The sequence below is a fragment of the Microcoleus sp. S13_C3 genome (assembly GCF_036700905.1).
In the GTDB taxonomy this organism is placed as follows: Bacteria; Cyanobacteriota; Cyanobacteriia; order Cyanobacteriales; family Microcoleaceae; genus Microcoleus.
Genome location: NZ_JAUBPT010000022.1, coordinates 12,106 through 23,894 on the forward strand (window position 1 = coordinate 12,106; position 11,789 = coordinate 23,894).

The 11,789-nt window shown below is 46.0% G+C and carries 13 protein-coding genes; 8 read left to right on the plus strand and 5 right to left on the minus strand.

The features are described from left to right. Positions 1-73 precede the first annotated feature (73 nt). Positions 74-1,156, plus strand: coding sequence for a photosystem II q(b) protein (gene psbA / locus QUA16_RS08870; protein WP_333102764.1), 1,083 nt, complete (start codon positions 74-76; stop codon positions 1,154-1,156). A gap of 666 nt (positions 1,157-1,822) precedes the next feature. Then, positions 1,823-3,319, plus strand: coding sequence for an apolipoprotein N-acyltransferase (gene lnt / locus QUA16_RS08875; RefSeq protein WP_445252152.1), 1,497 nt, complete (start codon positions 1,823-1,825; stop codon positions 3,317-3,319). A gap of 214 nt (positions 3,320-3,533) precedes the next feature. Here lnt and QUA16_RS08880 read toward each other — a convergent pair whose 3' ends face one another. Continuing rightward, on the minus strand, positions 3,534-4,439 hold the full coding sequence (locus QUA16_RS08880; RefSeq protein WP_333102765.1) for a bestrophin family ion channel: 906 nt from the start codon (positions 4,437-4,439) through the stop codon (positions 3,534-3,536). Between the two features lie 367 nt (positions 4,440-4,806). Between QUA16_RS08880 and QUA16_RS08885 the strand changes: the two genes are divergently transcribed. Beyond that, entirely contained in the window at positions 4,807-6,957 is a 2,151-nt protein-coding gene (locus tag QUA16_RS08885) for a DHH family phosphoesterase (RefSeq protein WP_333102766.1), read from the plus strand. A 118-nt stretch (positions 6,958-7,075) separates the two neighbouring features. Here QUA16_RS08885 and psb30 read toward each other — a convergent pair whose 3' ends face one another. After that, entirely contained in the window at positions 7,076-7,216 is a 141-nt protein-coding gene (psb30, locus tag QUA16_RS08890; protein WP_333054512.1) for a photosystem II reaction center protein Ycf12/Psb30, read from the minus strand. 350 nt (positions 7,217-7,566) lie between these two features. On the opposite strand from psb30, the gene QUA16_RS08895 reads away from it, so the two are divergent. From QUA16_RS08895 to QUA16_RS08915, 5 genes are all read left to right on the plus strand, one after another. Continuing rightward, positions 7,567-7,935 (plus strand): YkgJ family cysteine cluster protein, encoded by a 369-nt coding sequence (locus tag QUA16_RS08895; RefSeq protein WP_333102767.1) that lies wholly within the window; start codon positions 7,567-7,569, stop codon positions 7,933-7,935. A 176-nt stretch (positions 7,936-8,111) separates the two neighbouring features. Then, on the plus strand, positions 8,112-8,621 hold the full coding sequence (locus QUA16_RS08900) for a YcxB family protein (protein ID WP_333102768.1): 510 nt from the start codon (positions 8,112-8,114) through the stop codon (positions 8,619-8,621). A 191-nt stretch (positions 8,622-8,812) separates the two neighbouring features. After that, positions 8,813-9,136: a hypothetical protein gene (locus QUA16_RS08905; RefSeq protein ID WP_333102769.1), complete on the plus strand. Its 324-nt coding sequence runs from the start codon at positions 8,813-8,815 to the stop codon at positions 9,134-9,136. 230 nt (positions 9,137-9,366) lie between these two features. Beyond that, positions 9,367-9,654 (plus strand): YggT family protein, encoded by a 288-nt coding sequence (locus tag QUA16_RS08910; protein ID WP_333102770.1) that lies wholly within the window; start codon positions 9,367-9,369, stop codon positions 9,652-9,654. 89 nt (positions 9,655-9,743) lie between these two features. Continuing rightward, complete coding sequence (locus QUA16_RS08915) at positions 9,744-9,998, plus strand: hypothetical protein (RefSeq protein WP_333102771.1); 255 nt, start codon at positions 9,744-9,746, stop codon at positions 9,996-9,998. A 17-nt stretch (positions 9,999-10,015) separates the two neighbouring features. On the opposite strand, the gene QUA16_RS08920 is transcribed toward QUA16_RS08915, so the two are convergent. The 3 genes from QUA16_RS08920 to QUA16_RS08930 all read right to left on the minus strand — a co-directional run bounded on the left by QUA16_RS08920 (position 10,016) and on the right by QUA16_RS08930 (position 11,674). Beyond that, entirely contained in the window at positions 10,016-10,447 is a 432-nt protein-coding gene (locus tag QUA16_RS08920) for a hypothetical protein (protein ID WP_333102772.1), read from the minus strand. A 107-nt stretch (positions 10,448-10,554) separates the two neighbouring features. Continuing rightward, positions 10,555-11,550 (minus strand): shikimate dehydrogenase, encoded by a 996-nt coding sequence (locus tag QUA16_RS08925; RefSeq protein ID WP_333102830.1) that lies wholly within the window; start codon positions 11,548-11,550, stop codon positions 10,555-10,557. Continuing rightward, on the minus strand, positions 11,543-11,674 hold the full coding sequence (locus QUA16_RS08930; protein WP_333181099.1) for a hypothetical protein: 132 nt from the start codon (positions 11,672-11,674) through the stop codon (positions 11,543-11,545). The genes QUA16_RS08925 and QUA16_RS08930 overlap by 8 nt, the downstream gene beginning before the upstream one ends. Positions 11,675-11,789: the final 115 nt, after the last annotated feature.

Below are 11,789 nucleotides of genomic sequence, written 5' to 3' on the forward strand. Positions count from 1 at the left end.
TGGTGTTACTAATATAAGCGTGGGGCATCCCCACAACGAACCTTGAAAATTCAATTAAGCCATCATAAACCAAATGACAACAACCGTACAGCGTCGCGAAAGCGGCAACGTTTGGGAACGGTTCTGCGAGTGGGTAACTAGCACTGAAAACCGGATTTACATCGGTTGGTTCGGCGTCTTGATGATTCCTACCTTGCTGAGTGCCACCATCTGCTACATCATCGCCTTCATCGCTGCTCCTCCAGTGGACATCGACGGCATCCGCGAACCAGTTGCAGGTTCCTTGATGTACGGCAACAACATCATTACTGGTGCTGTTGTTCCTTCATCGAATGCTATAGGCTTGCACTTCTATCCCATCTGGGAAGCAGCTTCCCTCGATGAGTGGTTGTACAACGGCGGCCCCTACCAATTGGTAGTATTTCACTTCCTGATTGGCATTTTCTGCTACATGGGTCGTGAATGGGAATTGTCCTACCGCTTAGGTATGCGTCCTTGGATCTGCGTCGCTTACTCTGCACCTGTTGCAGCAGCAACCGCAGTATTCTTGATCTACCCGATCGGACAAGGCAGTTTTTCTGACGGTATGCCCTTGGGTATCAGCGGCACCTTCAACTTCATGATCGTGTTCCAAGCCGAGCACAACATCCTGATGCACCCCTTCCACATGTTGGGAGTTGCTGGTGTCTTCGGCGGTGCTCTGTTCTCCGCCATGCACGGTTCCTTGGTAACATCTTCTTTGGTTCGCGAAACAACCGAAACTGAATCTTTGAACTACGGTTACAAATTCGGTCAGGAAGAAGAAACCTACAACATCGTTGCAGCCCACGGCTACTTCGGTCGGTTAATCTTCCAATACGCGAGCTTTAACAACAGCCGTTCTTTGCACTTCTTGTTAGGTGCATGGCCAGTTGTCGGTATCTGGTTTACCTCTTTGGGTATTTCCACGATGGCCTTCAACTTGAACGGTTTCAACTTCAACCAATCGATTATCGACTCGCAAGGTCGCGTCATCAACACTTGGGCTGATGTCATCAACCGCGCTAACTTGGGTATGGAAGTAATGCACGAGCGCAACGCTCACAACTTCCCCCTCGACTTGGCGGCCGGTGAAACAACTCCCGTAGCTTTGGTTGCTCCTTCCATCAACGGCTAAATTTAGCTTTTGATTAACAAAAAGCGCTCCTAGAAATAGGGGCGCTTTTTGTTTGAGCAAGTATAATTTGATAGATTTTTTTCTGTTAAATCCGTTAAATATCACATCTTGCACCATTCTCAGGAACAGGCAAGATGCCTGTTCCACAAAGAGTGAATTTTCTTGTGGAACAGGCATCTTGCCTGTTCATAAAAAGCTTATTGAGAATGGTGCAACTTCTCAGTTGAATCCGTTAAATCTATTAAATCTCGTACACTGCGCGTTTCCGAGCTTCCTTCTTCCCGATCGATCTGATATATTGATTAAGAATTATTATTTTTGGCAATCATCAAAGTGGCGATATTTAACAGGCACAAATTTGAAAAACTCGTGGTTCATAAATCCAAAACATTAGCCTGGGCGATCGCACTTTTCAGCGGCATTTTGATGGCATTGACAACCGCACCAGTAAATGCTTGGCTATTGGCTTGGGTAGCATTAGCTCCGCTGTGGGTTTTGGTTGTCAGTTATCAAAAGCCAAAAATAGAACAACAAAAACAAAAATTTCTCTTTCTTCCTTCTTTCCTCAAAATCCATCCGTTACATCCGTTACAGAATCCGTTGCCGAACTTCCTTCTTCCTTCACTGTGGGGAATTGGCTATCACGGATTAGCCTTATCTTGGATTATGGGAATTCACCCGATGACTTGGTTGGGAGTTCCTTGGTGGCCGAGTTTGGCGATCGCACTTTTTTGCTGGGCATTCATCACCCTCTGGGGAGCAGCCTTAGTCGCCGTTTGGGCGTGGCTATTTGCGATCGCAATTTCCAAAATTAGTGGCACAGGCATCTTGCCTCTGATTTCCCAAAAAATTAGTGGCACAGGCATCTTGCCTGTGATTTCCGAAAAAATTAGTGGCACAGGCATCTTGCCTGTGATTCCCCAAAAAATTAGTGGCACAGGCATCTTGCCTGTGATTCCCCAAAAAATTAGTGGCACAGGCATCTTGCCTGTGATTCGCGTTTTAATTGGCACAGCTTTGTGGTGCGCCTTAGAAAGTATTTGGAGTACAGGTTCGCTGTGGTGGACATCCCTATCATATACCCAAAGCCCGCACAATTTAGCAATATTGCACCTCGGTCAACTCTCCGGGCCCAGCGCAGTAACAGCCGCTATTGTAGCAGTAAATGGCTTAATCGCCGAAACTTGGCTCGAAGGAAGAAGTCAGAAAGAAGAAGTCAGAAGAAAGAAGTGGATTCCTTATATTTTGCCTGCGAGTTTGTGTTTAGTTTTGCATATTGCAGGATGGAGCTTATACAACCGCCCATTGAATCAAGAAGCTGCAACCGCTTTAAAGATTGGCATTATTCAAGGCAATATTCCTAACGAGATTAAGTTTGACTCAGCGGGTTGGGGGCGCGCTTTGGAAGGTTACACCACTGGATACAAACAGTTAGCCGACAGGAAAGTCGATGCTGTGTTAATTCCAGAGACGGCTTTGCCTTTTATCTGGACAAACGAGTATCAGCGTTCTACTCTTTCCTTTTACAAAGCTATTCTCGAACGCGGCGTTGTGGCTTGGGTTGGAGGATTCGGACAGCAAGAGAATAGTATCACTAACAGCTTATTGGCGATCGATCGCACTGGAGAAATTGTCGGTCGCTACGATAAACTAAAGCTAGTGCCTTTAGGCGAATATATCCCTTTTTACGAAATTTTAGGCGGGATTATTAATCGGCTTTCCCCCTTAGATGCTCATTTAGTAGCCGGCAATTCTCAACAATTGTTTGATACGCCGTTTGGTCGCGCCATTGTCGGAATTTGTTACGATTCGGCGTTTGCTGAAATTTTTCGATATCAGGCGGCGAAGGGAGGCGAATTTATGATCACAGCTTCCAACAATGCCCATTACAAACCCCCAATGTTGGCTCAACATCACGCTCTAGATGTGATGCGGGCAATTGAGACGGATAGATGGGCAGTTATCGCAACTAATACGGGTTACTCTGCTTTTGTAAATCCTCGCGGCGAGACGGTTTGGAAGTCTGGAATTAATACCTATGAAGTCCGAGATGCTACTATTTATCGGCGGCAAACTCGGACTTTGTACGTGCGGTGGGGAGATTGGCTGACGCCTGTATTGTTAGTATTGGCTGGGTTAATGCGGTTAATTGTTAGAAATTAACCCGTCGGTTATACGATTTTAGATTTTCGATACCAATCTAAAATCTAAAATCGTCGGACTTTGTACGTGCGGCGGGGAGATTGGCTGACGCCTTTATTGTTAGTCTTGCCTGGGTTAATGCGGTTGATTGTTCAAAATTAACCAGAAGATTTTAGATTTTATCTTTTATATACCAATCTAAAATCTAAAATCTAAAATCTAAAATCGAATGACTCTACTTATCTTTCACGCGCTCGTGAATGCTAGGAGATAAAGAAATTAAATCGTCGATATTGCGCTGCATGGTAGCACAAATATTGGTCAAAGGCAAATCATTGGTATCGTGCCCGAAGGGATTTTCTATTTCAATGCCGATTTCTTCGATGCCGAACAAAGTAAAACTAATTAAAGCCACAACTGGGCCGGTTCCCCAAGCCAAATCTTGCACCATTTGAAAGGGCAATGCCAAACAGTAAAGCAACAATAGTTGTTTCAGGTGAATCGCGTAAGCCAAAGGGATAGGCGTCTTCAAAATCCGCTCGCAGCCGCCTAATACATCAATCATAGAGTTGATCAAGTCCTTCATACCAGTTAACTGATAGACATCGAGGCAATTGCGCTCGTACTGATCGTGCAAGTAATCCTCAATCCAAAAGGCAATTTCTAACGGGGGATTGTGCATCGATTTGAGATGTTGGTACTGCGCGGAGGACATTAACGGCTCTAATTCTGGATTTACTGATTCTTGCCGCAAGTGCAGTTTCATCGCCACTGCAAAGGCAGGTAACAGGCGCAGGGCTGACTTTTTGAGTTGGATATCCTGCGGGTCTTTTTCCTCAATTGCTACCCAGATTTGGCGCGCCAAATTGCGGACGTTGTTGATTAAAGTACCCCAAGCTTTTCGACCTTCCCAAAATCTGTCGTAGGCTGTATTTGTCCGAAAAACTAACAGTAAACCCAGGACAATACTCGGTACAATACTCGACAAAGTTGGCAAGGAAACCGGCAACTTAAAAAAGTGCAGCAGGGAAATAAAAACTCCAAAGCCACCGCACAGCAAAACGCGGGGCCAAATTGACGGAATCACAGACACCCGAACCTGTAATGCACTTTTAAACCAAGGCGGTCGATCGCCACTCATGCAAGTCTCCTCATTAAATTAGTAGTCTGTCCCCTAGGGCGGGCAGCGCAAACGCCTGCTACACTTAGTTCTGCGGTTCCCGCCAGTCGATTTGAGATTCGAGATTTTAGACTGACTCCACAGATAAATCTGGGGGGTTTGAACTAGAGTCTAAAATTTTTTGGTCTTCACGACTGCTGTCAGGGCTTGTATCCCTCTTGGGGTGCGGTGAGAGCTTCCGAAAAAAGCTTTCCTACAAACAACCTTTGGATTTTACCCAAAAAACTCATCAGCATCAATCTAAAATCTAAAATCTAAAATCTACAATTGATTGACGCAGTGACTTAATTCGGTAAGATTAATCATGTATCTTTAAACCTCAGCTTCCGTGCAAGAGCTACCGACATCTGTGCCCCCGCATTTTCACCGATTGCCAAACCAACGGTGGCAAATTTATTCGCCTCAACCACAGCAAGCCGAACAGTTTGCCACTGAAATCGGTTTGTCGCCCTTGCTGGCACAGGTACTGATTAACCGGGGAATCGATTCGCTTAAAGAAGTCCAAGGGTTTATCGAACCGGAATCTCTGGTTTTGCCCCCACCAAAAGATGAGTTTCCCGATTTGGCTGCGAGTGTCAAATTGTTGCGGGAGGCGATTTCGGGAGGGCAAAAAATTGCGATTTGCGGCGACTACGATGCTGACGGGATGACGAGCACGGCTTTGTTGCTGCGAGCTCTCAGGACTCTGGGGGCGAATGTGGATTATGCTATTCCGAGCCGGATGCGAGAAGGTTATGGGATTAACGATCGCATTGTAGAAGAATTTCACTCCGAAGGTGTCGCTCTCATTCTCACGGTTGACAACGGAATTGCAGCCTACGGCCCGGTTGCCAGAGCGCGAGAACTCGGTGTCAAAGTTATTATTACAGACCACCACGATTTACCCCCAAAACTGCCGCCGGCAGATGCTATTCTCAACCCGAAATTAATTGCGGAATCTTCACCTTATCGCGGTTTAGCTGGCGTAGGCGTTGCTTATGTTTTGGCTATTACTTTGGCGATTGATATGCAGAAAGTTGGGGGGTTGGTGAATCCGCTGCTGGAGTTATTTACTTTAGGAACTATTGCGGATTTAGCGCCTTTGACAGGAGTTAATCGGCGCTGGGTGAAGCGGGGTTTGCGGCTGTTGCCTCACTCGCAATTGGCTGGTATTCAGGCTTTGATTCAGGTGGCTGGAGTGCAGCCGGGAAGTGCGGAAAGTTCATCTATTCTCAACTCAAAACTCAAGGGCGGGCACGGGGGCACCGCCCCTACTCAAAATTCCTTAAAGCCTGAAGATATTGGTTTTCGACTTGGGCCCCGGATTAATGCTGTGGGGCGGCTGGCTGATCCTCAAATTGTGATAGAGTTGCTGACTACGGACGATCGCGAATTAGCTCTCAAAAACGCGATGCAGTGCGAACAAATCAATCAGCGCAGGCAGGAGTTGTGCCAAGAAATTGAGCAAGAAGCCATTGCTTGGTGCGAGAAAAGTGAGCTAGACTTGCAGCAAGAACGAGTTTTAGTTGTGGTGCAACCGGGTTGGCACCACGGGGTGATCGGGATTGTAGCTTCTCGGTTAGTGGAACGCTACGGCGTACCTGTGTTTATTGGTACTTTTGAGGATGAGGGCGGGCACGGGGGCACCGCCCCTACAACCTCATCCTCCTCCGTGCCCCCGTGCCCGCCCGCTAAAATTATCAGGGGTTCGGCGAGGGGAATTCCTGAGTTTAATGTATTTGACGGGCTGAATTTTTGCGCGGATTTATTAACTAAATTTGGCGGACACAAAGCGGCTGGCGGTTTTTCGATGCCGGCCCAGAATCTCGAACAATTCCGCAATCAACTGTCAATTTTTGCCAATCAATGTTTGCAGCCGGAACACTTAAAACCGCTGGTTTCAGTTGACGTGCGAGCGGATTTGGCTGAGATTAATCTTGACCTTTACCGACAAATTGATGCTCTGGAACCTTGCGGGATTGAAAATAAGGCTCCTGTATTTTGGACGCCTAATGTTTGCATAACTGAACAGAAAATTGTGGGTAAAGGAGGTCACGTTAAACTAACTGCAAGTCAAGATGGAAATGTATCGGCTAGTGTGAAGGCGATTGCTTGGCGTTGGGGGGAATATTTTCCTTTGCCTCGGCGGGTTGATATTGCTTACCGATTGCGGGAAAATAGTTTTAATGGCAAGACATCGGTTGAGTTAGAATTGTTGGGCGCTCGGCTACCGGCAAATGCTGCTACTTCGAGGCTGCCGAGGTTCGGAAAAGTTGAGTTTGATTATTGCGATCGCACTTATTCTTGCAGTCTGTCTCCTGCAGGATCGATCGAAGAATTGAGAATTCGCAACTCTCAAGGGCAAGTTTTGGCTGTCGCACCCGGACAAAACATCGGTTTGTTAGGCAACTCCCGCAAAGATGCTAGAGAAGTGGATGTATCTCTACCTTTTTTTGAGAATTTGATTCAAACTGCTAAACACGCCCTGGGTATTGGATAACTCGGTATTTGATCGGAAATCTCGTGCAGCAGCGAAAATTGGCGATCGAGCGTTGTGAATTTTGCCTAATTTAAAACTCAAAACTCCCAACTATCGATCGCCGCCTAGCGTGCTATAATTACAGGTCGCCGCCTTTAGCAGCCAAGAGAAAAATCACGATCGGGCCAGAAAGCACGACGGCTGCGAGTAAAGCTACCTGAACAATGAGTTGGTAGTCTACACCACCCATACCACTGAAAAGATCGGTTATAAAGTCCATTTGTCCTCCTGACTGTAGTGATTAAGTCTAGATTGTTGCATTAGAAAATCCGCTTCTGATTTTACCGGGCGATCGACCATATTTTTTAAGGAACTTTACAAAATTCAACAAAATGTAAACTACGATCGACCTCTCAGTCACAGGAAACCAGGGATTTGATGCCCCTTCCCGGAAAGTCCCCCCAATCTCAAATCTCAAATCTAAAATCGAACCGCCCCTTCGGGATCTCCGTCCCCGGCGCTGGCAATTGATATACTTGAAGAGCCCAAATCTCCTAAAGTTTGGCATTTTCCACATAATGCTCCGAATCTAAAATCTAAAATCTAAAATCTAAAATCTAAAATCAAACTATGGCTACTTGGCGTTGCGTAAAGCAGTGCGGTGCTTGTTGTTACCTCGACCCAACAGAGCGCCCAGACTTAGACGAGTATTTATCAGAAGACGAATTAGCGCTCTATTTGAGCTTAGTCGGAGAGGACGGTTGGTGTATCAATTTTGACAGAGCGACGCGAGAATGCGGAATTTATGCCGATCGACCGCGCTTTTGTCGGGTAGACTCAGAGGTGTTTCAGGATATGTACGGCGTTGAGCCGACTGAATTGAACGATTTCGCGATCGAGTGCTGCTTGGAACACATTGAAGATCTTTATGGCGATCGATCTTTGGAAATGATCCGTTTCAGGCAAGAAGTCGGCATTCTGGCTCATCCTGGCAACTGATCGAGTCATCAAACAAGCAGGCGCGAAACACAAATCTTGTAGGGGCGGATTTTACAAATTGTTTGGGGGAACTGACTAATCATCTGTAAAACAAACTTATGGCTCTGTTTCTTTCAAAAATAGGAGTATAACTTCTGGATAGACTACCAAGTCTTCAATCAGGGAAAATTAAACTAATGATTACTTTACAATGTAAGTTAAAACCGGAAGACTACATTAAAGCACAGTATTTGCATATGCAACCAAGCCCCTGGTTAAAGTATCTTGGCATTACTTTGTTGAGTTTGTGCTTAGTTGTTTTGGTTGCTTCAGCGCCTTCATCAGTCTCCTTGACTACTACTTTTAGTGCTTTTGCTCCTATATTCCTTTTGGGTTTGTTGTATGCGTTTATTCTATTTGCTGTTATTCCTTGGAAGGTGCGTCGAATATTTGCACAACAGAAGACACTTCATGTTGAATATCAAACCGCGATCTCTCCCGAAATGATTGAAAGCACCTCTGAAAATGGAACTATGAGGATGCGTTTGTCTGATTTTCACAAGTACAAAGTTGGCAAAGACCTAATTCTTCTGTATCATTCTCAAGCGTTATTTCATATGTTTCCGCGTCGTTTTTTTGCATCAGAGGAAGATTTCAAAACTTTTCTTTCTTACCTTGAAGCTAATCTTGGTAGTCCAAAGCGTTAGTGGAGAGGCAATTATGCCAACAAAAGTTTGTGAAGGCTGAGTTAAAGAGTTAAATCGACTGAATCTTTTAAGATACAAGGTGCGGGTTTGGTTAAAATCTCGAATCGGAGCGGCTGTATGGTTGCAAAATCTGCCCCCTCGTCTCGTTAGAATAGAAAAATCAAGGAAATATAGCGCAGTTGAGTTGAGTAATGAGCAATCGAGACGGTTTTACAGGGGGATTTATTGCTGGGGCTGCGGTTGGTGGCCTAGTCGGCGCAGTTTTGGGGGCGGTGCTATCGAGGCGCGCTGCGGAGGCTTTGCTGAGTGAACCTTCAGAAGCAAAGACAAGAAAGATCCGCCAGAGGAAAGCCGGTCAACTCGAAGCCGACAGTATGGAAGTAGCAAGGCTGAGTTTAGAAGATAAAATTGCTCAGCTAAATCAGGCAATAGATGACGTGCGGCTGCAACTCGGCGACGTAAACGGGAATGCGCCGGCGCCCGGCAGCGAGGGTTCGACCGCCAAAGACTCCTGAATCCCTTTAAAATTTTAGATTAGTCGGGCCGATCGATGCGCGCTACTGACATCTTGCACCATTCTCGCTTCACAGGCCCGAAAGGCCTGTGAAGCCAAGAGTGAATTTTATTCTGGGCCGTTACTCTTCTAGCCCGCCCGTAAACAGCCTCATGCTCCCCCTCTCCCCCACCTATGCTAAACTTTAAGTTAAAGTGTCTGTAAACTTTACTCAAACTACAAGCAAAATTTATGAGTTCTTCCATAGGCCTTTTGGCAACCACGCTGTCCACATTTCTGCAAATCTATGTAGCCCTGATGATTATTCGGGTGCTGTTAAGCTGGTTCCCTAACATTAATTGGTACGACCCCCCGTTTTCGATTTTGAGTCAGTTAACAGACCCTTACCTCAATCTATTCCGATCGATTATCCCCCCCTTGGGAGGGATTGACTTTTCGCCACTAATTGCGTTTTTTGTACTGCAGTTCGGCTCGGAATTCTTGATCGGTCTTTTGACCAGCTTGCAAACATCCTTGTAGTTTGAAAAGCTTAAGTTTTTCAGCATCGAGCGTAAATTGTTTTGCCGACCTAGCTGCCGACAACTAAATTTTAGATTTGACATTTTTAGATGAACTCCCCGGTTGAAAAGGTGGGGAGTTCATCTTACATGAGAAATGAGAAATTGCCAGCCACTCAACAATCTCCTATCAATTCCGGTGTTACCGGAATGATGGGGAGTGGGGAGTGGGGAGTGGGGAAATGTGGAATTATTGACCTTGACTTTATCATTCCCATCCAACCAGAAACAATCTCAAATCTAAAATCTCAAACTGCATCGCAATTTCACGGCCAGCCAACCCAAAATCTCAAATCAGCAATCTAAAATCTCAAATAGTTTCGTTAGCGGCGAACCACGCCCGTAAAACCTGTAGCTTTAAATTGCTTGAGCTTCAAAGGTGTTCTCTGATTGGCTGCAACGGAAATTCTGAGCTGAAAATCGCTAACTCCGGGAGGAACTACTTCTATAGAACCCAACCGAGTCCGGTTTTGCATCACCGGATTGTCGTCAGCATCATAAATGCGGCCGAAAATATCGGCATTGACAACTGGTTTGCCCGTGCTATTTTCAGCTTTCCCAGTAATCAAAAAGCAGGTAGCTTCCATAGAACTGCCGCTGGTGACTGTTCCTTCTCCCATTTCGGCCGGACATTCGCGATAAGAAAGGTCGGAAAGTTTAATCTGCGTCAGAGCCCAAGCAGGTGGAGTGAATACCAAACTAAAAATTCCGATTAGGCAAGTAGCAAAAAAAAGGCTGATAGCTCGAAATTTCATAAATGGCGGGGGAACTATATTTTAATTCTCAGCTTAGCGCGAATTTGGCCTCAAATTCCTGCTTATAGGAATTATGAAAACTACAGCTACTTTTTGAAGAAATGGCATTAATCTAGACCTAAATGCTGACGTAAAGCTTGGCGCATCACATCAAGTGGGACGGATTCTTGATCCAGCCAAATTTTTAAGGCGGCTGCTCCTTGTTGAACTAGCATTTCGAGTCCGTCAATAGCTCGCGCTCCCCTAAGCTGTGCATCTTTGAGAAACTGGGTAGGATTAGGGGTGTAAATTAAATCATAGACGATCGCACCTGCTGAAATTCGATCGAGCGCACCAGCCGCAACCGGCGACTTTTCCCCCTGCGGATACATCCCCACAGGCGTCGTGTTCACCAGCAAATCTGCCTGCGAGATTAAGCTTGACAAATTATCCCAAGTATGCACCTGCAAATTATGCACGGGCATCGGAGAATTGACCCAACTCTGCTGAAATTCCGCTAAATTTTTTTCGTTGCGGCCGACAACGTGAATCTCTGCACATCCCAATTGAGCGCATCCAGCTACAACAGCTCTCGCAGCCCCGCCATTCCCCAAAATTACTGCTACTTTCTGACTCCAATCGGAACCCGGAGATCCCCCTAAATCCCCCTTAAGAAGGGGGACTTTGACACAATTCTCCCCCCTTTGTAGGGGCGGTGCCCCCGTGCCCGCCCTACGAGGGGGATCTGAATCTGATTGGAAAGTTTGAAAACCCCCCGTTTGCAGCGGCGCGAGAAAGCCTTCAACGTCAGTATTTGTGCCGCACCAACCTTTATCAGTTAGGTATACGGTATTGACTGCGCCGATCGATCGGGCGATCGGGGAAACTTCCGACAACAGTGGTAGGATTGCTTGTTTGTGCGGAATCGTGATGCTAAATCCCCGAACGCCGATCGCCGCAAATCCTGCAAGAGCAACCTTTAAATCCTCTGGTTTTACTGGAAACGGCAAATAAACAAAATCGACTCCCAAGTGGGAAATAGCAGCATTGTGCATCGCCGGCGACAGAGAATGTTCGACGGGATGACCAATTACTCCCAACAGTTTAGTAGTGCCTTTAATCATTGTTGTTAGTTGACTGTTGACTGTTGACTGTTGACTGTTGACTGTTAACGGTTGACTGTTGAGAGTTGACTGTTGATCGGGCAATGCTGTTGACTTTTGACTGTTGACTTTTGTTAGTTTTCATAGCACATCCTGCTACAATAACGCCCTTATTCTTTAGTCCGCTAGAAGTGAACTTCGTTTGACCGAAGAGCGATTTCAACCGTCAACTGTCAACTGTCAACCGTCAACTGTCAACT

Excerpts from the sequence above, each read along its gene's own strand:
- QUA16_RS08925 (WP_333102830.1), bottom strand. The coding sequence starts at position 11,550 with ATGATTAAAGGCACTACTAAACTGTTGGGAGTAATTGGTCATCCCGTC.
- psbA (WP_333102764.1), top strand. The coding sequence starts at position 74 with ATGACAACAACCGTACAGCGTCGCGAAAGCGGCAACGTTTGGGAACGG.
- psb30 (WP_333054512.1), bottom strand. The coding sequence starts at position 7,216 with ATGGACTTTATAACCGATCTTTTCAGTGGTATGGGTGGTGTAGACTAC.
- QUA16_RS08930 (WP_333181099.1), bottom strand. The coding sequence starts at position 11,674 with ATGAAAACTAACAAAAGTCAACAGTCAAAAGTCAACAGCATTGCCCGA.
- QUA16_RS08920 (WP_333102772.1), bottom strand. The coding sequence starts at position 10,447 with ATGAAATTTCGAGCTATCAGCCTTTTTTTTGCTACTTGCCTAATCGGA.
- QUA16_RS08915 (WP_333102771.1), top strand. The coding sequence starts at position 9,744 with ATGAACTCCCCGGTTGAAAAGGTGGGGAGTTCATCTTACATGAGAAAT.
- QUA16_RS08895 (WP_333102767.1), top strand. The coding sequence starts at position 7,567 with ATGGCTACTTGGCGTTGCGTAAAGCAGTGCGGTGCTTGTTGTTACCTC.
- lnt (WP_445252152.1), top strand. The coding sequence starts at position 1,823 with ATGGGAATTCACCCGATGACTTGGTTGGGAGTTCCTTGGTGGCCGAGT.
- QUA16_RS08900 (WP_333102768.1), top strand. The coding sequence starts at position 8,112 with ATGATTACTTTACAATGTAAGTTAAAACCGGAAGACTACATTAAAGCA.
- QUA16_RS08910 (WP_333102770.1), top strand. The coding sequence starts at position 9,367 with ATGAGTTCTTCCATAGGCCTTTTGGCAACCACGCTGTCCACATTTCTG.
- QUA16_RS08905 (WP_333102769.1), top strand. The coding sequence starts at position 8,813 with ATGAGCAATCGAGACGGTTTTACAGGGGGATTTATTGCTGGGGCTGCG.
- QUA16_RS08880 (WP_333102765.1), bottom strand. The coding sequence starts at position 4,439 with ATGAGTGGCGATCGACCGCCTTGGTTTAAAAGTGCATTACAGGTTCGG.